Here is a 22,437-nt window from a genome sequence, read left to right as displayed (position 1 = left end):
CCCGCTCGGCGTGCTGGTGGTGGTGACCGGCGTGGCGGGGTCGGGCAAGAGCTCACTGATCCACGGCTCGGTGTGTGGCCGGGACGGGGTGGTGTCGGTCGACCAGGCCCCGATCCGTGGCTCGCGGCGGAGCAACCCGGCGACGTACACCGAGCTGCTGGAGCCGATCCGCAAGGCGTTCGCGAAGGCCAACGGCGTGAAGCCCGCCCTGTTCAGCGCCAACTCCGAGGGCGCCTGTCCGACCTGCGACGGCGCCGGGGTGATCTACACCGACCTGGCGATGATGGCCGGCGTCACCACGGTCTGTGAGGAATGCGAGGGCCGGCGGTTCCAGGCGTCGGTCCTGGACTACCGGCTCGGCGGGCTCAACATCGCCGAGGTGCTCGATCTGTCGGTCGAAGACGCGGTCGGCTTCTTCGGCGCCGGCGAGGCGCGTACGCCGGCCGCGCACGCGATCCTCCAGCGCATGGCCGACGTGGGGCTCGGCTACCTGCGGCTCGGCCAACCGCTCACCACGCTGTCGGGTGGCGAGCGGCAGCGGCTCAAGCTCGCGACGCACATGGGGGCCGACGGCGGCGTCTACGTACTCGACGAGCCGACCACCGGGCTGCACCTGGCTGACCTCGAGCAGCTGCTCGGGCTGCTGGACCGGCTGGTCGATTCCGGCAAGTCGGTCATCGTGATCGAACACCACCAGGCGGTGATGGCGCACGCCGACTGGATCATCGACCTCGGGCCGGGCGCGGGCCACGGCGGCGGGCGGCTCGTGTTCGAAGGCACCCCGGCCGACCTGGTGGCGGCGAAGTCGACGCTGACCGGCGAGCACCTGGCGGCATTCGTCGGAAGCCGTCCGAAGGCTGTCCCATCCCGCTGAGCGAGTCCGCGTTTCCCACCAGTACTCGGAAGGACTCGCGTGACGCGTCCGGGCGCTACCGGGTTCAAGAGACCGCGGAGCCCGTCCGGACTGGCGGCTCCACGGTGACCAGGCCCTCCGTGTTTCATCTCCGCCGGTACACATCCGTGCTCAGGTACTTCAGGCCGGAGTCGGACATCAGCGTCACCACCCTGGCCTCGGGTCCCAGGCGCGCCGCGACCTGGAGCGCGGCGATGACGTTCGCTCCGGAAGAGGTCCCCGCGAAGAGGGCCTCTTCCCGCGCGAGCCGCCGGGTCATCTCCTTCGCGTCGTCGGTCTTGACCGGGATGATCTCGTCCACGAGCGCCGGGTCCCAGAGCGGAGGAATGTAGCCAATCCCAACGCCTTCGATCTTGTGGGGCCCTGGCTGACCGCCCAACAACACCGAGGACTCGGCGGGCTCGACAGCGACGATCCGGATGCCTGGTTTGTGCCGCTTCAGCACGGTGGCGACCCCGCGCAGACACGCCGCCGTCCCCACGCTGTAGACGAAAGCGTCGAGCTCCCCCTTCGTCTGACTCCATATCTCCTCGCCCAGCGCGTGGTAGCCCGCGATGCTGTCGTGATTGTTGAGCTGGTCGGTCCAGTAGGTGTGAGGCTCCTGGCTGATCCGGCGCGCCGCCTCGATCATGTCGAGGATCAGCTTCTTGGTGGTGAGGCCGCCCTCGCTCGGAACGAGCGTCAACTCCGCCCCCAGCGCCGCCATGTGATCCCGCTTCTCCACGCTGAACGCGTCGGAGGTGACGATCCGGAGACGGTAGCCCTTGGCGGCGCAGACCAGGGCAAGCGACGACCCGGTGCTGCCCCCCGTGTACTCGACGACGGTGTCCCCAGGCTTCAGCCGGCCGTCCTCCTCCGCCCGCTGGATGACGGCCCGCGCCATCCGATCCTTCACGCTGCCGGTGGGGTTCTCCCACTCGAGCTTCGCGAAGATGTTCGCACCGTGGGGAGGAGCGATCTTGCGAAGCTGAACCAGTGATGTGTTTCCGATGGCCCCGAGAATGTCCATGGTTCTCCCTGTGTGGGTGAGTCCGCCGCTCCCCATCATACCGGTGGCGCCACGGTGAATACGGGCACCGGCTGCGCCTTGCCCTTCACCGGCTCCCCGCCGAGTGCCTTCACCGGGAACGCGGAGCCCAGGGCCTGTCGGATGGATGCGGACAGCAGCACCTCCGTGCCGAGTTCCTCGTTCAGACCCTCCAGGTGCAACGCGGTGTTCACCGTGTCGCCGATGACGGCGTACTCCAGAGCCATCCCTAGCACGAGAGGAGGATGGCGAACGGCGCAGCCTGGGTGAAGGGCCGCAACTCGGGCGGGACGTCCATTTGGAACCGGCCCCAGAACAGCTCTATGGTGGAGATGCCGGTGAACATGAGCGCCCGGAACCACGCCACCGGAGCTGCTCACCCTTGGCGGCCTCTTCCCGAACCGCCTCTTAGCGGCCAGCACGGACTTGGTGTTCGTCTCCGTCCTCATGCCCGGGCGGATAGCGGCTGCCAGGTCCGGTGCACGCCAGTGCGTCAACGCCCCCAGGCGCCCCATGACGTGCTGACCTGCCAGTGCATTCCTTTTCCGGTTGACTCTCGTGCTAGGTTCCGCACCCGGCAGGTGCTCCGTGCGAGGGTATGCTGCTGACGTCAAAGGACGCTTCCGCTCGATGGAAACACCGGTAGAAGGCGTGCTCGCCGCGCGCTACGAAGAACTCAAGGCACTGATTCAATCAAGTGACCTTGCCCGCGGAACGAAGCGGCTCCTCGATCTTGCGAAGGACTTCAGGCCACGCCGCGAGCTGTTGAACGAGACCATTCTCCTGTCCGCGGAATATGGCCGGCTTGTCGAGGATGAGCGCAGGTTCGGCCCCACGGACTCGACGGAGCACGCCCGGAATCGGCTGCTCTTCAGGATGCTCCAGTTGGCGGACGTCCTGTACGACGAGGCCCTACAACGTGCTCGCACCGACGTGGCTGTGCTGGAAGAGGGTGACTCCGTGACCGGTTGCCCGGTGATGACCGCGCGGAGCGGGACGACCCTGGAGGAAGCCCGGCTGCAGTTCTTTCTCCAGCGGCGCTTGGCGGAAGGCCATCTCCAGCCAGGCGCTCAGCCGCAGTTTCCCGTTCTGCGGTGCCTCGACCTGCGCAAGTCTTATCAAAGCCGCTCGCATACCTTTACCCTGTCGGAAGTTTCGCTCACCGTCTACCCGGGGGAGATCACCGGTGTTGTGGGCTCGAACGGAAGCGGGAAGTCTACCCTCCTACGGCTGCTGGCAGGAGAGATGCTTGCCGATGCCGGTGAGCTCCACTATCCCTCCTTCCAGCAGGCCCCTTCCGATTGGCACGAGCTGCGCGACCGCATTGCCTACGTGCCACAACAGACAAACATGTGGCATGGCACGGTAGCGAGGCAGCTCGCCCTTCACGCCAGCCTGCGTGGCATCAATGGAAGAGACAATCAGGATGAGGTGGAGTTCATCCTCCACCGGTTGGGGCTGGAGCGCTACCGCGAAGCCTCCCGGGATCAGCTCTCGGGTGGATTCCAGACCCGGTTCGAGCTCGCTCGAGCCCTTGTCTGGAACCCCAGGCTGCTCATCCTGGACGAACCGCTCGCCCCTCTGGACGTCAATTCCCAGCAGGTCTTTCTGCAAGACCTGAAGGATCTGGCGAGGTCGATGCGCAATCCCCTGCCCATCATCGTCAGCTCACAGCACCTCTTCGAAATCGAATCCATTGCCGACCAACTTCTGGTTCTTGAGAACGGCAAACCGCGCTTCTACGGCCCGGCGGCGGAACTGGGCCGGGCGCGTGCCATGAACAGCTTCGAGTTCGCTTGCGCCGCCTCACTGGAGCGGGTTCAGGCAACACTGTCCGGAATCGGAGGCATCCAGCTCGAGATGTCGGGCCGAAACATCATCCTCCACGTCCCCCTGGCCATCACGGGAGCGGACGTATTGAAGACGCTGCTCGCGGATTCGCAGCTCGAAATCCAATACTTCCGTGACATCAGTCACTCGTCGCGCCGGATGCTCGCGGCCAGACAGTCCATATGAAAGCAGCCTTCACTCTCTTTCGCAGTCTCGATCAGCATCTCCTGCTGAATCACCCAGAACTCTGGCTGCTGCGACTGCCTCTCGTTCACGCCGCGGCCTGTCTCCTCTTCCTCCTGTCGCTACCGGTAGCACTTGCACAGCTCAGCCTCGACGCGCTTCCGGACCCTTCCTCTCTGTACATACGGCTGTACTTGATCTCCGGAGCAGCGTCCCTGGGCTGGATGTACCTGCAGTACCGGGACAGCAAGTCGCTCCCCTTTCGTGCCAGGGCTCGGTGGTACCCCAGGGTGATCGGGCTCTGGTATTGCCTCATGATCATCAACGCTCCGGCGATCCTGTCCTCGTGGATTATGCACGAGCGCATCAGCCGACTGGTCGATCCCGTTACATTGGAGCGGGACACCACGCTGATCCGTGAATTGCACGAGTGCCTCGGCAAGGGGTGGACTCTGTGCCCTGACAGCAACATCAAGGACCGCTATGGTGCGGTCCTGTCGAGGTACGGCCTCATTGAAGACAAGGGAGACGCCTTCTCTTATTACATAGCGCTGACGATCGGTGGTCGGCTCAAGGAGGTGGAAGGGCGTATGGATACCCTGAGGCGCTTCCAGTTGGAACAGTCAGGTCTTCAGCCAACGAACGCCGCGGAGGCATCCCCTTCCTACCTCCGCAAAACCTCCTGGAATCTGGCCGTGACCGCCCTCTTCGCGGCCGCCTTCGTGTTCATTGGCAGTGCGCAATGGGCGAGCTTCATGTGGTTCCTCGCCCCCATCCTGAACTACCTAGGCCTCGTATTTCTCATGAGCAAGGCCGGACTTGGCGATCCCTCGGTGCCCGTCGCGTTGTTCTTGCTGGTGCTCATCGTGAGCTGTGTCTACGTCGCACGTGCCAGGAGAAAGTCGCCCGCGCTGGCGGCAGCCTGGGGGATTCTCAACTTCACCTATCTGGTCATTCTCATTATCACCTTGCCCGGCGCAGGAGCACTGCTGCTCTACGCTTTGTCGGCTCCCCTCCTTCAGAACCGGCAGGATCGCCTCCGCGCCCTCCCTGTCTGACACGCTAGCCACCTCAGTGACTCCAGAAAACCAAGTCACCTTCATGTCCCGCCTGAAGGAGCTCGTCCGTGAAAACGAGACGCAGCTCGCCGCCGAACAACTGGCGGCGTTCCTCAAGGGCGCGAACCAGGACCTCTACAACGAAGTTCTCCTCCATGGCTCGAGGTTGAACCGCCTCCGCAGGCAGGAGCGCGCTGGGCTCATGACGTCTGCGGAAGCCGAGGTCCAGAGGAACCGCATCAACCACGCGCTGCTCGAGCTCATTGATGCAGTCCCCGAGCAACTGCAACGGAGCGTGGCGTCTCCGAGGCTCACGGCGGGCACATTCCATGTCCCCCGCAGCGTGGTGCTGGAGCAGATCTTCGGCAGCAACCATCTCAAGAGCATCGCTTGGCTACACCGTGGCCTCGAGGTGGCCAGGAGCGTCTGCCGTATCGTGACACCGATCTCGCGGGGGACGGGCTTTTTGGTGGGCCACAACCGGATCCTCACCAATCACCACGTCATTCCTGACCGGCAGATCGCCAAAGAGAGCTGGGTGGAGTTCAACTATGAAGAGGACACCCAGCAGCGGCTTCAGCCCAGCCACCGCTACCTGCTGAAGCCCTCGACGCTCGTCGCGGATGCCGGACTTGATATCTGCCTCGTAGAAGTCGAAGAGGGAGATAGTGGGGTTCCTCCCCTGGCGTCATGGGGCACCCTCGAGTTGGACGACTCCGCCCAGCCCAAGGCCGGCGACCACGTCACCATCATCCAGCACCCTCAGGGTGGCCCGAAGCAGATCGCGCTGACCGCCAATCAGGTGGTCAACGTCTACGAGCACCGGCTGCAGTACAGCACCGATACCCTTCCGGGCTCGAGCGGCTCACCGGTCTTCAATGATGCATGGAAGGTCATCGCCATCCACCATGCCGGCGGTGAGCTGGTTTCCAACTCCAGGGGAGACCGGATGTTCGCCAACGAGGGCATCCTCGTCTCCTATCTTGAGCCCTGGCTGAAGCGCTAAATTTGCCGAAGGGCGGTGCCCAGCAACATTGTCTCGGAGACCCGCGAAGCGGACGCCCTCAGTCCTCGCGGCCCCCCTGTCCGGCGCGCTTCGCCGACGGCGCCTCCACCGCCTCCGCGGTCTTCACGTCCAGCACGGCCGTGGGCTCCTCTTCTTTCTCGGAGCGCGTGGGGCCTGCGGTATCGGGCTCCTCGTCGCGCGGCTCCGCCCGCTCCGCCTTGAGCACCAGCGCCTCCTGGACCAGCCGCGCCAGGGCCTGCTGTCCATGCGGAAAGGGCGCGTGCACTCCCGTGAGCGAGCACAGCTGCTCGCGCAGCCGCTGCCCTCGCGGGGTGCGCTCCCCGCCGCGCCACTGGAGCAGGTCCATGATGGCGGCATTCAGCTCCGGCGGCACGTCCGTGCGGAAGGCCGAGGGCGGCAGCAGCCACGGAGGAGCGGTGGGTTGCAGCCGCTCGGCGACGTCCTCCTCCTTGAAGAGGCGCCGTCCCGTGAGGGCCTCGTGCAGCGTGACGCCGAGCGCGAAGAGGTCCGCGCGTCCATCGAAGGGCTCGCCCCGGAGTTGCTCCGGTGCCATGTAGCTCAACTTGCCGCGCACCCGGTTGGCCTGGGTGACCTGGGCATGCGTGGCCGCCCGCGCCACCCCGAAGTCCCCCAGCTTCACCTCGCCAATGCGAGACAAGAGGATGTTGGGCGGATTCACGTCCCGGTGCACGAGCCGCAGCGGCACACCGTTGCTCGAGGTGCGCCGGTGCACGTAGTCGAGTGCCTCGCCCAGCTCGGCCCCGATGTACGCCACCACCTCTGGCGGCAGGCGCCCCTGGAGCTTGAGCAGCTCACGCAGGGTGAGGCCCTCGATGTGCTCCATGGCCATGAAGTAGGTGTCCGCGAAGCGGCCCACGTCCAGCACCTGGATGATGTTGGGGTGGTTGAGCAGCGAGCCCAGCTCCGCCTCCCGCCGGAAGAGCATGACGAAGTCCTCGTCCTCGGCGTAGGCCGGGAGGATGCGCTTGATGGCCACCACCTTCTCGAAGCCGCCCTCGGGGCTGTAGGTGGCGCGGAACACCTCGGCCATGCCTCCCACGCCCAGCCGCTCGTGGAGGAAGTACTTGCCCAGCAGATCCCTGGCGCGGATGGCGTGCAGGGCCTTCTCGGCGTTGCGCGTGATGTAGCCGGCCACCATCGCCGCCAGACCACCCGTGATCAGATAGTAGACGGCGCGCTGCACCATGAGGGGCGGTGAGAACATCACCGGCACGGGCTGGGGCAGGCGCGGAAGGGCCACGAAGAAGTAGAGCAGCAGCATCTCGGTGGCCACGAGCCCTCCGGCGAAGAGGGCCAGCCGCTTGGAGCGCAGCGCCGCGAGCACGAGAAGCGAGCTCCAGAGGACGGCCGCGGGATCGGACAGCGCCTGCTCGGCATCCCCGAAGAGGATGTCGTAGGCGAAGATCCACGCGCCGGCGCCGGTCTCCAGGCAGACGTTGAACACGCGGATGGCGGGGTGGAACCACCCGCGCCGCAGCACCCGGGAGATCCAACCGAAGTACACGGCATAGGCCCCGCAGCTCGCGATGAGGGCCAGGGCCCGGGGCCATCCGAGCAATGGGCCCAGGCCCGCGGCGCACAGGAGGAAGAAGGAGGCCACGCCACAGTTGAACCAGGTCACGGAGGCTTCCCGGGCGGCGGCATCCTCCCCGAGGTGCTTGGCGAGCAGTTGGGAGCCGACCGGAGCCATGGTGTCTGAGCGAGGGGACCGAGGCATACGCGCCCCCATTCTCCGAAAGCCGGGACGTCAAGGCGAGTCCGTGACACAGCGTCCGCGTGCTACCCATTCTGATGGGTGAAGTGGCGCTACTTCCGGAGAGGGGCCGGAGCGGGGTCCAGGTCCGCCACCACGGCGAAGGCGGCTCCCTTCTCCTCGGGGGGCAGAAGCTCCAGGTTGGCTCCGAAGGCACGCAGCATCGACCCGGCGATCGTCAGCCCGAGCCCCGTGCCTCCCCGCTCCCGCGCCGTCGTGAAGAAGGCCTCGAAGACGCGCGCCCGGTTGGACTCGGAGATGCCCCGGCCGTCGTCCCGCACCACCACCCTGCCCCGCCCCTCGCCCGGCACCAGGTCCGCCTCCAGCCGCACGCGCACGCCCTCGCCCCCATGCTGCGATGCGTTGGTGATGAGCTGCCAGACGATGTCCTCCAGCACCTCCGAGGGCAGGCCCAGGACGAGCCCCGGCGGCACCGTGCCTGGCTCCACGGCGAGCCCCTGTGCCCGGGCGCGTTCCGCGAGGCCCTCCAGCAACGGGGCGAGCTCCGTCCGCGAGGGACGGGCCACCAGCGAGTCCGCCCGGGCCAGCTCCAGCAACCGCTGCACCAGCCGGGTGAGGCGCCGCGCGTCCGCGTCGATGTTGGACAGGAAGCGCTCGCGCTGCTCGGGGGACATGCTGTCGGCGCTGTCGCGCAGCAGCTCCACCGCGCCCTGGATGGCGGCCAGCGGCGTCTTGAACTCGTGCGACACGTTCGCCGCGAACGAGCGGATGTATTGATTGCGATCCCTCAGCGCGGTGGCCATGCCGGCCAGGGACTCGGAGAGCTCGGCGAGCTCCTGGACCACCGGGCGGGCAATGGGCTCGAAGCCCTCGGGCGAGCTGGTGGCGATGGAGCGCGTCTGCCGCACCAGCGCCCGCACCGGACGCACCACCAGCGCCGCCGCGGCCAGGGACATCAGGGCCACCACGCCCAGCAGCACCAGCCCCGTCGCCGTGAGGTTCCACCGGTCCGTGTACACGGCCTTGGCGAACGTCATGGGCGTGCGGGAGAGCACCACCGCGCCCCAGACCCGCTCCTCCTTCAGCACCGGCAACACCACCGTCACGCGCACCCCGGTGTCGCGGCTGAGCGAGGCGAGCGGTGCATCCTCGGGATCGGCGAGGCGCCGGCGCAGCACGCTCCGGGGCTCGCCCCGCAGGGCACGTTGGACCTCCTCGCGGGAGATCAGCGTGGTGCCGTGACCCGAGGAGCTGCTGGCCACCACCACGCCCTGGACGTCCACCACCCGGATGCCGGCCAGCGTCGAGCGCCCCACCTGGACGAGCAGCGGAGCGAGTTTGTCCCCGGCCTGCTGCGCGAGGGGCTCGGCGGGGAGGATGGAGACCGGGGGTTCCTCCGCCGCGGGCAGCACGTCATCCGAGGCCCGGAGCGAAGGGAGGATGGGCCGCAGCTGCGAGCCCTCGGCCGGCGGGAAGGGCCAGGGCGCGAGCCGTGTCAGGCCGTACTCTCCCGTCCCTATCTTCTCGTGCAGCAGCTCGCGGTACACGCCGGAGACGACGACGCCCTGGGCGATGAGCTCGGTCTCCGTCTGGCGGATGAGCTGATTGTCATAGACGCGCACGAGCGACAGGCCGAGCAGCGCGAGCACGAGCGCCCCCAGCCCCACGGCGGTGAAGACCATCCACAAGCGCGGGCGGGCGCGCGTGGGCTCAGGGGATCGCGAGCCGGTAGCCAAGGCCGTGCACCGTCTGGATGACCTCGCCGCCGGCCGAGGCGAACTTCTGCCGGATGTGCCGCACGTGGCTGTCGATGGTGCGGTCGCTCACCACCACGTCCTCGTAGACGCGCGTCATCAGCTCGTCGCGGGTGAAGGCCTTGCCGGGCGCGCGCAGGAGCGCGGCGAGCAGGTGGAACTCGGTGACGGTCAGCACCACCTCGCGCTCGTTCCAGTACGCGCGCCACAGGTCCAGGTCCAACCGCAGGGGTCCTCGCCGCAGCACCTGCGAGGGCGAGGGGGTGGACGGTGCGGGGCTCGCGGTGGCACGGGCCCGGCGCAGCACGGCCTTGATGCGCGCCACCAGCTCGCGTGGGCTGAACGGCTTGGTGATGTAGTCGTCCCCGCCCATCTCCAGCCCGAGGATGCGATCCACCTCGTCGTCGCGCGAGGAGAGGAACACGATGGGAATCTCGTGGGAGCGGCGGACCTCGCGGCACAGCTCGAGCCCATCCATCTCGGGCATCATCACGTCCAGGACGATGAGCGAGGGCACCGAGCGGCGCACCTGCTCCAGGCCCTCGCGTCCGTTGGAGGCCTGCTCGACGTGGAAGCCCGCCTGGGTGAGGGCGAACCCCACCACCTCGCGCAGGTGCGGATCATCGTCGACGACCAGGATGGAAGCACGTTCGGTCACGGCGCCCTGAACCCTATCACGGGCAATCTGCTTAGATGCGCCTGGAGCCTCCGGGTACGGCCCGCCGATGACCGGCGCCCTCCGGAGCAGGGGGTCTCGATGTCCATGGAGCCAGTGAGAAACCAGTACCTGGATCAGGTCCAGGAGCAGCAGCAGCGCCTCGAGGTGGACCTGAAGGCACGCAAGATGGTGATGCCGGCCCAGAACCAGATGATGGCGCCTCGCGCCGCCCGGGCCCTCGCCATGGCACCTCGCGAGATTCCGGGCAACGCCGTGGACGTGCGCATCACCGGCTTCTGGCGGTGGAAGACCGTGGTGGTTCCGCCCAACGCCTACGTCGTGCACACCCGCCGCGGCCATGCCCAGCCCCTGCACATCGGCCTGGGCGTCTCCTTCCGCTTCGATCCGGCGATTGACTCGTTCCTCGTCGTGCCCGGAGCCATGCAGACCATCCTCATCAACGCCCACTGCATCTGCCGCGAGCTGCAGGGGCTGCTGGTGCAGGGCTACGTGCAGTGGATCATCGAGGATTTCGCCACCGCGTATAAGAAGCTCGACTTCACGGACGCCGAGGACCCGATGCGGGTGGTGAACGTGCAGCTGCGCGAGCAGGCCGAGGCCGCCATCAAGGACAAGGTGGCCACCATGAGCATCGACGCGGTGCTCTCGGACAAGCAGCCCATCATCGAGGAGCTGACCGCGCGGCTGCGCCACGTCGCCGAGGGCCACGGAGGCAGTGACAAGGGACTCGGGCTGCGCATCGTCACGGTGCAGATCAAGGAAGCGGTGGTGAGCTCGGCGCGGCTCTGGGAGAGCCTGCAGAAGCCCTTCCGGGCCGAGAGGGAGCGCGTGGCCCGGCTGGCCACGTTGGAGGCGGAGGAGGCCATCTCCCACCGGGAGCTGGAGGTGGAGCAGGCGCGCGAGCGGACGCGGCTGGAGAGCGATGGCGAGCTGGCGATGCTGCGCGCGAGCAAGGAGGCGGAGGCCTATGACCGGGACCAGTCCGAACGCCTGCGGCGGCAGCAGCGCGAGGAGGAGGACACCCGGAAGCTGGCCGTCGAGCGGCAGCAGTCCGCGCTCCAGACCGCCGAGCTGGAGAAGGCCCGGCTGGCGGTGGAGGCGGAGCTGGAGAAGCTGAAGCAGGAGCAGGATGCCGCGCAGCGCAAGCGCGAGGCCCAGGCGGCGGTCGAGGTGCTGGACACGGAGCGTGCGGCGGCCAACCGGCAGGCGCGGGTGGAGCTGGAGCTGCTGGAGAGCCGCCAACGCATCCTCAACGGGCTCAGCTCGGCCAACCTCCAGGCGAGGCTGGTGGAGCTGCTGCCGTCCATCGCCGAGAAGCTGCCGCAGCCGCAGGAGCTGCGCTCGGTCACCATCGGTGGAGGCGCGGGCGCGCAGGAGGGCCAGGCGCTGACCACGCTGGTGGCGCAGATGATGGCGTTGGTGGGCGCGATGCGTCCCGAGAACGAACCGGCCACGGGCGGTCAGGAGGTGAACCGGTCAGCGAGTTGAGGCCACCTCACTCCGGGTGAGAGTGGATTGTCCTCCCCTCGAAGCGTGGAAAATATATGGGTATGGCCGACCTCGGTTCCGAGGAGGAGCTGCTATTGCGGCTGTCCTCCATGCCCGTGCATCACTCCATGCGCGGGCTCTTCTTCAACTCCGTGTTGGAGGTGGTGCGGCAATTGGGAGACGAGCACGCCGTGAACGAGTGCCTGAAGGCCTGCGGCGAGCCGAGGTACCTGGACTTCTTCAGCTACCCCACGAGCGGATACGTCCAGCTGCTCTACACGGCCGCGAGGCTGCTGACCCCGCGGTATGGAAGCTTCGAGGAGGCCCTGCGGGCGATGGGCTCCCGGACGATCACGAAGTTCCTCGCCTCCGTCGCGGGCAAGGCCCTGCAACTGGTGGTCGAGCGCAATCCGCAGCGGTTGCTCAACAACATCCCGGTGGTCCACCGGACGGTGCTCCGAGGCGGCGAGTGCTCGATGAACTGGGTGGGGCCCACCGGAGGCCTCCTCACCATCCAGCGGATCTCCGCCCCCGCGCCCTTCATCGAGGGCGCGCTACAGACCCTCTTCGATGCCACGAATGTCCGGGGCGCGAAGGTGACCTCACGGCAGACGGCGCCTCTCGACGTCGAGTTCGACATTGCCTGGGATTAGGACTACCGCGTCGCGTGCGCGTACACCCGCCGCGACACGTCCACGATGAGCGTGCGGGCCACCTGCTCGTCCGGGATGCCGCTGGTGAGTACCACGAGGATGTAGGGCGCGCGGCCGGACGGGTAGACGATGGCGGCGTCGTGGAGGACACCGGAGATCTGCCCCGTCTTGTGCGCCACGGGCGTGCCCTGTGGCAGCCCCGCCGGAATCTCCTGGTTCAACTCCTGGGCCAGGAGGATGGAGCGCATGGCCTGGGTGGAGGCGGGTGAGGCCGCCCTGCCCTGCTCGATGGCGGCCAGCAGGGTGGCGAGGTCCCTCGCCGTGGTGGTGTTGTTGAGGCCCTTCTTGTACGCCTTTCCATCCTCCACGCCGCGCAGCACGGTCATCTGGCGGGCGCCCAGGGAGCGCAGCGTCTGGGTAACGCGCTTCGGGTCCACGAGGGCGATGACCGTGTTGGTGGCCAGGTTGCTCGAACGAGTGATCATCCGCTCGACGAGCTCGCGCACCGGCACCGGCTGGCCGAGCCGCTCATAGAGGGATGCGTCCTCGTCGTCCTTGGCATCCAGGGCGAACGGCGAGCCATCCACGATGGACGCGAACTGATTGGCCAGCGTCACCGGCTGCTCCAGCGACAGCTTGCCAGCGTCGGCCTGACGGAAGAGTTCGATCATCACGGGCACCTTCATGGTGCTGGCCGCGTGGAAGGAACGATCGGCCTCCAGGTAGAGCGCGTCCTTCGCGTCACCGAGGTGCCGGTAGGCGATGGCCACGGAGGCGCCCGGGACCTGGGCGATGCGCGCCTGAAGGCCGGCGCGGAGGGAATCAGAGCCGGACGGTGTCGCGGCGAGAAGGACGAGGAGCGCGGTGGAGAGCATGAGCGGAGCGGATGCTACCCGTCCTGGACTCAGTCGCCGAGCATCGTCGCGAGCGCGCGGTACTCCGGCCGCAGCATGCGCTCGGCGTCACTGCCCGCGACGACCACCGGAAGCATCGCTCCCTCCAGCGCGGCGTCCGCCGACAGCCGCACGGCGATGGGCGCCATCACCTTCGCCTCGATGAGCCGCTTCAACGGCCGGGCGCCGAGCTTCGGATCGTACCCGTACCGGGCCAGCCAGGCCCGGGCATCCGGCTCCACCACCAGCCGCAGCCTGCGCCGCAGCAGTCCCGCCCGGGAGGCGGCCTTCTCCAGCTCCAGGTCGACGATGCGCAGCACATCCGCCTCGGACAGACGGCGGAACGGGATGACGTGGTCGATGCGGTTGAACAGCTCCGGCCGGAACGCCTGGCGGATGGCGCGCATGAAGTCCTCCGCGCCCCGCTCGGCGCCGAAGCCCGCGGGCTCCGACTGCTCGACGCCGAGGTTGCTCGTCATGCAGACCACCGTCATGCGGAAGTCCACCAGCCGCCCGAGGCTGTCGGTGAGTCTCCCCTCTCCCAGGATGCCGAGCAGCAGATCGAAGACGTCCGGATGCGCCTTCTCCAGCTCGTCGAAGAGCACGAGCGACATCGGCTGCTGACGCACACGCTCGGCGAGGCTGGTGATGCCGGGGCCCACCTCCATCAACCGCTGGGCCGAACCGGGCAGCATGTACTCGGACATGTCGAGCCGGATCATCCGGTCCTCGTTGCCGAAGAGCGTGCGCGTGAGCTGCTTGGACAGCTCGGTCTTCCCCACGCCCGTGGGCCCGGCGAAGAGCAACGTGCCCACCGGCTTCTCCGGATCATTGAGCCCGGCCTTGAACCGCGCGAGCACCCCCGCGGACAGCTCGCAGGCGCGCTCCTGGCCGATGACGCCCTGCCTCAGTTGGCCCGCGAGCGTGGCCTGCTCGGCGGGAATCTCATCACTGATGAGCTGGAGCGGCAGTCCCGTGTAGCGCGCATAGGCCTCGGAGACATCGCTCGGATAGAGCGTCCGGGCCTTGCCGCGCTCCCCCTGCTGCTCGAGCCAGTCGAGGAACCGGAAGGCCTTCCCCGGGAAAAGGCTGTCGCGCTGGAACGTCTCCAGGTGCCCGACGAGCTGCCGCAGGCCCAGGGGGTGGATGCTCACGCGGCCACGCTTCGCCGCCTGGTAGCGCACCATCCAGTCCGGCACCTGCGAGGCCGGGGGCGGCTCGACGCGGACGATGCGGAAGGGGCGCAACGCCTCCGGGAAACGCCGTTGGCAGCGCTCGAGCTCGGCCTCGGTGCACTCGGCGATGAGCGAGATTTCGCCACTCAGCGCCGCGGGCAGGAGCAGATCGCCAATGGACGAGCCATCCGGCTGGGGCGTGAGGATCGACGTGAGCCGGTCCACGTAGAGGTAGTCGTTCTCGTACGAGAGCGCGTCGACAACCTTGAGGCAGCGCTCCTGCCACATGCCCAGGTACACCATACCGGCGACGATGCGCTCGGCGCTGGTGCGCCAGATATCGGGCAGCCGCGCCGTCTTGTCCTCGCGCCGCTGCTCCGCGATCAACCGCGCGAGCATCAACACGCGGCTCGTCTTGCCAGCGCCCGGGCCTCCGACGAGCAGCAGCGACTGCGGCGGCTGTCGCTTCGCATGGGCGAGCCATTCCCGCATCGACTCGGCGTCGTACACGAGCGCCGGCTGCCTGCCACCGAGGGCGCGCGAGGTCAGCTCCTCGCCGATCTGCTCGAGCACCTCGGGAGCCCGCTCCTCGTGAGCGCCGCGCCGGGTGTCGCGCTGAAGCCCGCCCGGGTCCCAGCTGCACACGTACTCCTCGCCCTCGTGGCGGAAGTCGTAGAGGCCCTGGGGCTTCTCCCCGAGCAGCGCGGTGGTGAGCGCGTTCTGCAGCACCTCGCGAGCGATGGAGAGCTCTTCGATCACGAATGACCAGCCGAAGCGAGGCACCCGCACGCGCCAGGCGCCGCTCTCCAGCTTCCCGTACACGTACGTCAGCCGCAGCGGGACGAGCGCCTTGGCGATCACCGGCCGCTTCTTGTGCACCGTCTGCGGATGGATCTCCACGGAGATCGTCCGGGCCTCCAGGTTCTCCTCCCAGAGGAACCGCTCGAGCGCGGCCGGATCCTCGAGCAGCATCTGCCGCACCCGCGTCTCCAGCACTGCGTAGACCTCGGCCTCGCTGGTGCCGTAGGCGGACGGCGGAGGCCCGTCGAAGAAGCTCTCCCAGATCGGCAGGAGCTGCCCGGTGAGCCGCCCGTCGTGGTGGGTCGTGAAGTAGACGCGAAGGCTCTTGTCACTCATGGCGTCACCTTCGTGGCCTCGTGGCCATTCGCCGGGTTCTGGCTCATCCTCAACCGCCACAGTGCTGGCAGTGCGTCCTCGGGAGATCTCACGCGGTGGCTGCCGCTATGGGTGAGCAGGTAGTCCTCGAGCTCCAGCACGGACATCGTGCCCGCGCGGGCTGGAGGCTCGAAGCGGTAGGCGCGGACGACGGGAGCGGCCGACTCGGGATCCTCCGGGAGCGGGCTCACGCCCTCCTGGCGAGCCTTGTGGAAGGCCTGGAGCTTCACCGCATGCAACGCGAGCAACTCCCGGGGCTCGGGCGCGTTCGCCTCGTGGACGCGGACCTTCACGATCTCCGGCAGGCGACCCGAGGACTGCCAGACGTGCAGTCCGCCCTCACCCTCGAAGAAGGGCCGCACGCCCGGGCCCACCAGCTTGATGGCGGCGTGCACCGGCTCCACCATGGACGTGCCGAGGAATTCGCGCAGCTGCCGGAGGCCACCGGACACCACGGCGCCCCCGGGCAGGTGCACGGCGAAGGACTCGATGGCCCCGCGCGAATGGGCGTACGCCATGCAGAGCCACCGGGTGAGCAGCGAACCGGAGGGCACGCCCTGCCGCCACTGCCCGAGCGGGAGCAGCTCCAGCATGACCACGTGCTGATCCGGGCTGGAGAGCTCCCGGAGGATGCGTTGCAGGAAGTAGACCTCGGACAGCCCGTCGAGCATCTGCTCGCGGGAGACGACCCCCACCGGCGCGAGCGCCCGCCGATCGAAGAGGCGGACGCGCAGATTCTCCCCATCGTTGTCGGCGTTACGGCGGCGCTCCACGACCGCGAAACGCTCGACCTCGATCATCTCGCGCGCATCCTCCTCGGGGGCACGGGCGAGCGACTCGAGCTGCGAGGCGAACTCCTCCAGGTACATGCGCATCGCATCGAGCGTGTAGAGGGACTCGGCGTGTTCGCGCTCGCCCGCGTGCAGGCGCTCGAGGTGGAAGCGGACCTGCTCGGACAGCGCGCCCAGGTCGGCGCTCTCGCGCATTCCCCGCACCACCTCGCGCGCCTCGAGCATCTTCTCGCGCAGCTTCGCGATGGGGAGAGACAGGAGCGGCTCCAGCGCGAAGCCCTCGGCCACCGGCTCGCGAGGCACCAGCGCGTCGGCCTGCACCTGGAAGCGGTCATCGCGGGTGTAGAGCTGGAACAGCCGCATCAGGGATTGCGGCCCCTGGATGATGGCCTCGGAGAGGACCTGCCCGACCTTTTCCTCCAGGTAGCGCTTCAGCGGCCGGGCGCCCAGATGGGGATCGAAAGCCTCCTCGACGATGCGCCGCTTCACCGCGTCATCCGCAGCCACGAAGATGTTGCGAGACGTCAACCCGTGCCGGGACAGCAACCGCGCCAACTCCTTCTCCACGACCTTCTCGCCCACCTCGCGCGAGAGCGGCGAGAAGTGCACGATCTGATCGATGCGGTTGAAGAGCTCGGGCGGGAAGAACTCGCGCACGGCCCGGTCGGCATCCAGCTCCATCGAGCGCGCGTCTGGTGCCACGAGGCCCACGGGCGGCTTGCGCCGGGCCCCGAGGTTGCTCGTCATCACGATGACGGTGTGCGTGAAGTCCGCCGTCTCGCCCGAGGCGTCGGTGAGCCGGCCCTCGTCGAACGTCTGCAGGAGCAGGTTGAGCAGCGAGGGATGTGCCTTCTCGATCTCATCGAACAGGACGAGCGAGAACGGCTGCTCGCGAATCAGGCGCGTGAGACGGCCCTCGGGCTGCCAGGCGTCACCGGTGAGGCGCGCGACGGCGTCCGGCGTCTGGAACTCGGCCATGTCGAGCCGCACCATGCGCGAGGCATCGCCATACAGGTAGCCCGCGAGGGCGCGCGCGAGCTCGGTCTTGCCGGTGCCCGTGGGGCCGGTGAACAGGAAGACACCGTAGGGCCGCCGGGGATCCGTGAGCCCCGCGTGGATGCGAGCGACGAGATCGCACGCCACCCGCACCGCATCCGTCTGTCCCATCACCTTGCACGAGAGGGCCTCGTGCACCTCTTCGGGGTCCAGCTTGTCCTGGGGGCCGAGCAGGAAGTCCGGCAGGCCCGTCCTGCGGGAGAGATAGGTGAACAGCTCCTCGACTCCGAGCTGACGGCCGGGGCTGCCCAGCTCCGTGGCGAGCGAGCGCAGCAGATCGAGCGCCTTGCCCGGCAGCGCGCTCCCGGTGAAGAGCGAGTGGGCCTGTTCGAGCAGCGCCGGAAAGAGCGGAACCTCCCAGGAGATGCGGTGCTTGTGCTCGAGCTCACGCGCCTCGTGCAGCAGCATCCGGAGTGTCTCGTCGGCGCCCGTGGGGCGCACATGGAGCTGGGTGAAGAGCGCGGCGAAGGACGGGGCATCGGACTCGAGCCGCTGGAGCTGCTCGGGTGTCACCGTGCCCACGAGGGTGATCTCCCCACGCGCGAGCGCCCCCTGGAAGAAGAGCGCCAGATTCGTGTCACTGTCACGCGAGCGGCCGATTCGGCCGAAGGCATGCAGGTCCTCGACGAAGAGGATGCGCCGCCCGCCCTTGGCGTCCTCGAGCAGCTTGAGACAGCGCTGCTCCCAGTCGCCCACGTAGCTCATGCCGGCGATGATCCGCTTGCCGGCGATCGTCCAGACCTCGGTGACCTTGTCCAGGTTGCGGTGCGTCTGGAAGCCCTCGGCTTCGAGCTGCTCGGCGACGAAGCGGCGGATGAGGGTCCGCTTGCCGCAGCCGGAAGGCCCGACGAGCAGCACCGGCGTGCGCCGCTCTGCGCCGAGCAGGAGCTGCAACTGTTCGCGGTAGGGGCCGCGCGGCATGCCGGTCTCGAGCGAGCCCTCCGCCGCCTGGAGCGTGAGGTTCGTCCCCAGGTTGCTGAGCACCCGGTTGCCACCGCCGCCCGACTTCTTCTTCTTCTCCTTCCCAGGCCGGTCCTCGATCTCCAGATCGTCCCAGGGGCCCTTCTTCTTGCCGAGCTCGTCGATCAACGACCTCGGCGAGGCCATGAACGCGAGCGCCTTGAGGCTGTCCTTGCGATTGGAGCGCAGGTCCTCCAGCTCATGGAGCTCCAGCCGGGCCCAGGCGCGGGTGAAGAAGGCCTTGGCCTGTTCCTCCAGGCTGGCGCCGGTATCGACCGGGAACCACTCGTCCTGGCGCGCGGGGTGGTACGCGATGGTCATGAGCTCATCGCGCGTGCGCCAGCGCGGCTCGAGGATGAGCGGGAAGAGTCCGGACAACCGCGGCGTCTCGGTTCCGGCACGCACGCGCTTGAAGTCGAGCTCGAGCTGCACCCGCTCCAGACGGATGCCTCGGGGGAGCTGGAAGTACGACAGCTCCTGGATCGGCAGCTCGCCGATGATGGTCCGGAGGTCGTCCACGAGCTTCTGCTGGAGCTTGACCGTGCTCCGGCCCTCGCGTTCTCGGGTGTACGGGCCGAGCGCGAGCGTGGTCCACTGGTAGCCCCCGGACGCATCCCGGCGCTGGTAGACGGCGATGGTGAGGTTCATCGGTTCGCCCCCCGGAGCGCGTCGATCGCGAAGGAGAAGCCACTCTCGGGATCGAAACCGCTGGAGCGTTCGAGGTGGAGAAGGTGTTCGAGCAGGATCAGCTCGAGCGACTGGAAGTAGTCCCGGCCGTCGAGCTGGACCTTGCGCGCGTCATCGCACAGCAGGACCGAGCCGTCGGGATGGTGCTCACGCATGGCGGGCGTCAGCCGGAGCTCCTTGAGGGGCGGCTGGGGCGGAGGAGCGATGGCCGGCAACTCGAGCTCCTTCTCGGACAGGATGGTGACCATGCCCACGGGCCTGACGATGAAGAGGACGGGCTCGTCCTTGTTCGTGGGCGGAAAGCGATGCAGCCCGGCCTCGAGCGCCAGGAACGAGCCGGCATAGGGCCCGCTGACCGACAACAGCACCTCCCGGGAGGTGCGCTCGGGATCGGTGAAGGCCTTGCGCAGCCATGCGGCGTCGAGGACCTTGTCGTCCCACTTGCGTGTGCGATCGCTGCTCCTGGCGGTGACCGACAGGCGCCCTCCAACCGACCAGCCTCGCCGGGGCGCGTCGTCGAGCAGCGGCAGCAGCCAGCGTTCGAGCGCCCCCGTCTCACCGGACTCCTGGAGGATGAGCGTGATGCCATCGCGGCGGGGCTGCAGCGCGAGCAACACCGCTGGCATCAACCGGCGGAGGGCCTGGAGCTGCCCGAGCCCGTCATCCACGAAGGGGGTGACGTCCTGCTGCTCGAAGAGGGCCATCAGCGCCAGTTCCTCGGCGGCCATCAGTGCCGAACGGAGCCGCTGCGCCTGGGACCAGAGCTCATCGAGCCGGCTGTGCTCGTGGCTCAGCCTCCCCATCGAGACGGCTTCGGGGCCTCGTGCCTGGCGGAGGTCTCCCTGGGCGAGCTGGGCCACCAGGAAGCGGAGCTGTTCCGCGAGGTGCTCCACCGCGTCCAACCGGAAGCACGCGTCGATCTCCCGCCGCCGCGACTGGAGGTCGTACACCAGGCCGAGCTGATTCCGCGTCGACTTCGGGCTCCCCCGCGTCAGCTCCACCGAGAGTCCCTCCGGACGCTGCGCGATCTCCACACGTCCACCCTGGGCCTCGGGCCCGGCCGAGGAGAGCACGCGGGCGAGCGGCACGACGAGCTGTTGATCCAGGTGCCTCCGCATGGCACGGGCGCCATAGGCCTCCTGGTAGCCCGACGCGGCGAGCGCGGTGGTGATCTCCAGCGGGACATGGAGCGAGATGCCGCGCTGGAACAGGCCGCGCCGCTGTCCCAGCCTGTCCACGCCGAGCCGGGCCACCTCCGCGGCCTGCTCGGGCGTGAGCGGGTGGAAGGGAATGAGCTGGTCGATGCGGTTGACGAACTCGGGCCGGAAGTGCCGGTGCACCTCGCGCAGGTAGTAGGAGCTGTCGTCCACCGAGGTGGCGCCAATGCCCAGCGGGCCCCGGCGGTGCGCCACGCCGAGGTTGCTCGTCATGATGATGATGGCGTTGTGGAACCAGGCGGTCTGGCCCCGCGCATCGGTGAGCCGCCCTTCCCCGCAGACCTGTAGGAGCAGATCGAAAACGGCCGGGTGGGCCTTCTCGATTTCGTCGAGCAGGAGCACGCAGAAGGGCTGCTGGCGGACGCGCCGCGTGAGCAGTCCCTCGCCCTGGCCGCTGCCGCGGATGAGCCGCTCGGCGGCGTAGGCGTCCATGAACTCGCTCATGTCGAAGCGGAACATCCGCTCCGGCGAGCCGAAGAGGAACGTGGCGAGCAGCCGCGCCAGCTCCGTCTTCCCGACGCCCGTGGGGCCCACGAAGAGGAAGGTGGCCAGCGGTTTGCCCTGCGGCTGCAGTCCCGCCTTGACCATGCACAGCGTCTCCACGACGCGGCGCACCGCGAGCTCCTGGCCCACGAGCTGGCGGCGGAAGTGCGCCTCGACCTCGCCGGCGAGCAGCGCCCGATCCTCGCGCAGGAGGAACTCGGGGACGCCCGTCTTGAGGCTGAAGAGCGAGTACACCCGCTCGCGGGTGAGCACGGGGGCCCGGCCATCGCCCGTGCGCTCCTGCTGCAGGCCCGCGCGCATCTCCTCGTACAACCGCACCGCCTTGCCCGGGAGGGCGCGGCTCGGCAGGTAGCGCTCGGCCAGGTCCACGAGCGGCTCCACCGCGTCATCGGCCAGCACGGGCCGGGTGGATTCCGCCTGCCGCTGCCAGGCCGCCCGGGTCCGGAGTGCCTCGCGGGTGTGCCGCGTCCCCAGGGGCTCCAGGCGCACGCGCCCGAGCACCGCGAAGAGGCCGGGGTGGCGGTTCTCCATCAGGTCGAGCGCATCGGGCGTGAGCTCGCCGAGGAAGCGCACCTTGCCCTCCTCGAGGAAGGGCTTCATCGCGCCGGGGATGTTGATGGACTCCGTGGAGTGCTGCGCGAGCAGCTCGCCGAGGTTCTCGAAATAGAGCACGGCGTCGAGATCCTGTGCGGCGCGCATCACACGCAGCACGCGCTCCTGCCACTGGCCGAAGCCGGACATGCCGGCGATCAGCCGCGAGCCGCTCGTCGCATACACACGCCGGTGGCGTCCGGCCTTGCGCTCGGCCCGGAGCCACGCGTGGAGCAGCTCCGTCTTGCCCACGAGCTCCGCCCCGACGAGCAGCACGCCCTGCCGCTTCTCCCCTCCGAGCAGGCCCGACAGCAGCGTCAGCTCGGTGTCCCGGCCGATGAGCGGCGGCCCATGCTTCGCCTCGTCGCGATCGTGCAGGGGCGTGGAGACGGAGAGGAGCACCTCGTGTGCCCGGTCGCGCTTGAGCTTCTCCTCCAGCGTCTTCTTCGCCTGCCGGGCCTTGTCGCTCGCGTCCTGGCGGCGCAGCGTGAGCTGGAGGGACTCGAGCGTCACGGCCCTTGGGGGCAACAGCCGCAGGTACTCGTGGGCCGTGGGCTCTCGCGCGGCGAGCAACCGCTCCACGTCCATGCGCACCGTTTCCCGGACGTCCTGCTTCGGGCCCACGAAGACGGTGTGATCCAACGCGGGGACGAAGACCCACGTCTCCTCCGGGAGCGGCACGACGACCGAGGCCAGCTCGACGGTGGTGGGCTTGAAGAGACGCTTGGGCAGCTCCGCGCGCGGCGCCAGGATCTCCAACAGCTCGAGCCGCACCTGCGCGGGAAGGGAGAACCGGGCGAGCTCCTCGGGCTCCACCCGGGACAGGTGCTCCTCGAGGAACAGGCGCTGCTCGGACAGACAGGCCTCGAGCGTGGGCGCGTGGCTCGTCAGGGCCGGCGCGGCCACGGGGAACACCTGGTAGTCGCCATTCCAGAGCTGCTGGCAGAGGAGCGGAGTGGAGAAGTCGAGGGTCCCGGGCGCGGCGTCGGAAGGGGCCATGTGGCGCGCATCCTATGCCGCCCTTCCTCGTGAATGGGATA

The 22,437-nt window shown here is 68.4% G+C and carries 15 protein-coding genes; 6 read left to right on the top strand and 9 right to left on the bottom strand.

The window, feature by feature from the left end; all coding sequences use genetic code 11:
- A partial coding sequence (locus ACJ8AN_RS27865; RefSeq protein WP_407758529.1) for an ATP-binding cassette domain-containing protein occupies positions 1–874 on the top strand: 874 nt, incomplete at its 5' end.
- A 124-nt stretch (positions 875–998) separates the two neighbouring features.
- On the opposite strand, the gene ACJ8AN_RS27860 is transcribed toward ACJ8AN_RS27865, so the two are convergent.
- Together ACJ8AN_RS27860 and ACJ8AN_RS27855 are read right to left on the bottom strand one after the other, a co-directional pair.
- Positions 999–1,922 carry a PLP-dependent cysteine synthase family protein gene (locus ACJ8AN_RS27860; protein WP_407758528.1) on the bottom strand — a complete coding sequence of 308 codons (924 nt, stop codon included), beginning with the start codon at positions 1,920–1,922 and terminating at the stop codon, positions 999–1,001.
- A gap of 35 nt (positions 1,923–1,957) precedes the next feature.
- On the bottom strand, positions 1,958–2,167 hold the full coding sequence (locus tag ACJ8AN_RS27855; RefSeq protein ID WP_407758527.1) for a hypothetical protein: 210 nt from the start codon (positions 2,165–2,167) through the stop codon (positions 1,958–1,960).
- Between the two features lie 403 nt (positions 2,168–2,570).
- Here ACJ8AN_RS27855 and ACJ8AN_RS27850 point away from each other — a divergent pair, with 403 nt between their 5' ends.
- The 3 genes from ACJ8AN_RS27850 to ACJ8AN_RS27840 are packed head-to-tail and all read left to right on the top strand — an operon-like array spanning position 2,571 to position 6,017.
- The gene (locus ACJ8AN_RS27850; RefSeq protein ID WP_407758526.1) at positions 2,571–3,956 is read left to right on the top strand and encodes an ATP-binding cassette domain-containing protein; all 1,386 of its coding nucleotides are present in this window, start codon (positions 2,571–2,573) and stop codon (positions 3,954–3,956) included.
- The gene (locus ACJ8AN_RS27845) at positions 3,953–5,011 is read left to right on the top strand and encodes a hypothetical protein (RefSeq protein ID WP_407758525.1); all 1,059 of its coding nucleotides are present in this window, start codon (positions 3,953–3,955) and stop codon (positions 5,009–5,011) included. Before ACJ8AN_RS27850 ends, ACJ8AN_RS27845 begins: the two co-directional genes overlap by 4 nt.
- 43 nt (positions 5,012–5,054) lie before the next feature.
- Positions 5,055–6,017 carry a trypsin-like peptidase domain-containing protein gene (locus ACJ8AN_RS27840; RefSeq protein ID WP_407758524.1) on the top strand — a complete coding sequence of 321 codons (963 nt, stop codon included), beginning with the start codon at positions 5,055–5,057 and terminating at the stop codon, positions 6,015–6,017.
- A 58-nt stretch (positions 6,018–6,075) separates the two neighbouring features.
- Here ACJ8AN_RS27840 and ACJ8AN_RS27835 read toward each other — a convergent pair whose 3' ends face one another.
- From ACJ8AN_RS27835 to ACJ8AN_RS27825, 3 genes are all read right to left on the bottom strand, one after another.
- Positions 6,076–7,749, bottom strand: coding sequence for a serine/threonine-protein kinase (locus ACJ8AN_RS27835; protein ID WP_407758523.1), 1,674 nt, complete (start codon positions 7,747–7,749; stop codon positions 6,076–6,078).
- Positions 7,750–7,865: 116 nt separating this feature from the next.
- Positions 7,866–9,455 (bottom strand): sensor histidine kinase, encoded by a 1,590-nt coding sequence (locus tag ACJ8AN_RS27830; RefSeq protein ID WP_407758522.1) that lies wholly within the window; start codon positions 9,453–9,455, stop codon positions 7,866–7,868.
- A gap of 28 nt (positions 9,456–9,483) precedes the next feature.
- Positions 9,484–10,185, bottom strand: coding sequence for a response regulator transcription factor (locus ACJ8AN_RS27825; protein WP_407758521.1), 702 nt, complete (start codon positions 10,183–10,185; stop codon positions 9,484–9,486).
- 105 nt (positions 10,186–10,290) lie between these two features.
- Between ACJ8AN_RS27825 and ACJ8AN_RS27820 the strand changes: the two genes are divergently transcribed.
- Together ACJ8AN_RS27820 and ACJ8AN_RS27815 are read left to right on the top strand one after the other, a co-directional pair.
- Entirely contained in the window at positions 10,291–11,694 is a 1,404-nt protein-coding gene (locus ACJ8AN_RS27820) for an SPFH domain-containing protein (RefSeq protein ID WP_407758520.1), read from the top strand.
- A 62-nt stretch (positions 11,695–11,756) separates the two neighbouring features.
- Positions 11,757–12,347 (top strand): TIGR02265 family protein, encoded by a 591-nt coding sequence (locus ACJ8AN_RS27815; RefSeq protein WP_407758519.1) that lies wholly within the window; start codon positions 11,757–11,759, stop codon positions 12,345–12,347.
- A 2-nt stretch (positions 12,348–12,349) separates the two neighbouring features.
- Here the strand turns inward: ACJ8AN_RS27815 and ACJ8AN_RS27810 are convergent, their stop codons facing one another.
- The 4 genes from ACJ8AN_RS27810 to ACJ8AN_RS27795 are packed head-to-tail and all read right to left on the bottom strand — an operon-like array spanning position 12,350 to position 22,396.
- The gene (locus tag ACJ8AN_RS27810) at positions 12,350–13,222 is read right to left on the bottom strand and encodes a serine hydrolase (protein WP_407758518.1); all 873 of its coding nucleotides are present in this window, start codon (positions 13,220–13,222) and stop codon (positions 12,350–12,352) included.
- A gap of 29 nt (positions 13,223–13,251) precedes the next feature.
- Positions 13,252–15,552, bottom strand: a complete 2,301-nt coding sequence (locus ACJ8AN_RS27805) for an AAA family ATPase (protein ID WP_407758517.1) — start codon at positions 15,550–15,552, stop codon at positions 13,252–13,254.
- Positions 15,549–19,046, bottom strand: a complete 3,498-nt coding sequence (locus ACJ8AN_RS27800) for an AAA family ATPase (protein WP_407758516.1) — start codon at positions 19,044–19,046, stop codon at positions 15,549–15,551. Before ACJ8AN_RS27800 ends, ACJ8AN_RS27805 begins: the two co-directional genes overlap by 4 nt.
- On the bottom strand, positions 19,043–22,396 hold the full coding sequence (locus tag ACJ8AN_RS27795) for an AAA family ATPase (RefSeq protein WP_407758515.1): 3,354 nt from the start codon (positions 22,394–22,396) through the stop codon (positions 19,043–19,045). The genes ACJ8AN_RS27800 and ACJ8AN_RS27795 overlap by 4 nt, the downstream gene beginning before the upstream one ends.
- Positions 22,397–22,437 lie beyond the last annotated feature (41 nt).

The sequence above is a fragment of the Archangium sp. genome, assembly GCF_045802675.1.
Classification (GTDB): Bacteria; Myxococcota; Myxococcia; order Myxococcales; family Myxococcaceae; genus Archangium.
Note: the sequence above shows the minus strand (reverse complement) of the source record. Positions and strands in the feature narration are given on the sequence as shown.

What these genes read in the sequence shown, in the direction of transcription:
- ACJ8AN_RS27860 (WP_407758528.1), bottom strand. Translation starts at nt 1,922, where the DNA reads ATGGACATTCTCGGGGCCATCGGAAACACATCACTGGTTCAGCTTCGC.
- ACJ8AN_RS27855 (WP_407758527.1), bottom strand. Translation starts at nt 2,167, where the DNA reads ATGGCTCTGGAGTACGCCGTCATCGGCGACACGGTGAACACCGCGTTG.
- ACJ8AN_RS27850 (WP_407758526.1), top strand. Translation starts at nt 2,571, where the DNA reads ATGGAAACACCGGTAGAAGGCGTGCTCGCCGCGCGCTACGAAGAACTC.
- ACJ8AN_RS27845 (WP_407758525.1), top strand. Translation starts at nt 3,953, where the DNA reads ATGAAAGCAGCCTTCACTCTCTTTCGCAGTCTCGATCAGCATCTCCTG.
- ACJ8AN_RS27840 (WP_407758524.1), top strand. Translation starts at nt 5,055, where the DNA reads ATGTCCCGCCTGAAGGAGCTCGTCCGTGAAAACGAGACGCAGCTCGCC.
- ACJ8AN_RS27835 (WP_407758523.1), bottom strand. Translation starts at nt 7,749, where the DNA reads ATGGCTCCGGTCGGCTCCCAACTGCTCGCCAAGCACCTCGGGGAGGAT.
- ACJ8AN_RS27830 (WP_407758522.1), bottom strand. Translation starts at nt 9,455, where the DNA reads ATGGTCTTCACCGCCGTGGGGCTGGGGGCGCTCGTGCTCGCGCTGCTC.
- ACJ8AN_RS27820 (WP_407758520.1), top strand. Translation starts at nt 10,291, where the DNA reads ATGGAGCCAGTGAGAAACCAGTACCTGGATCAGGTCCAGGAGCAGCAG.
- ACJ8AN_RS27815 (WP_407758519.1), top strand. Translation starts at nt 11,757, where the DNA reads ATGGCCGACCTCGGTTCCGAGGAGGAGCTGCTATTGCGGCTGTCCTCC.
- ACJ8AN_RS27810 (WP_407758518.1), bottom strand. Translation starts at nt 13,222, where the DNA reads ATGCTCTCCACCGCGCTCCTCGTCCTTCTCGCCGCGACACCGTCCGGC.
- ACJ8AN_RS27805 (WP_407758517.1), bottom strand. Translation starts at nt 15,552, where the DNA reads ATGAGTGACAAGAGCCTTCGCGTCTACTTCACGACCCACCACGACGGG.
- ACJ8AN_RS27800 (WP_407758516.1), bottom strand. Translation starts at nt 19,046, where the DNA reads ATGAACCTCACCATCGCCGTCTACCAGCGCCGGGATGCGTCCGGGGGC.
- ACJ8AN_RS27795 (WP_407758515.1), bottom strand. Translation starts at nt 22,396, where the DNA reads ATGGCCCCTTCCGACGCCGCGCCCGGGACCCTCGACTTCTCCACTCCG.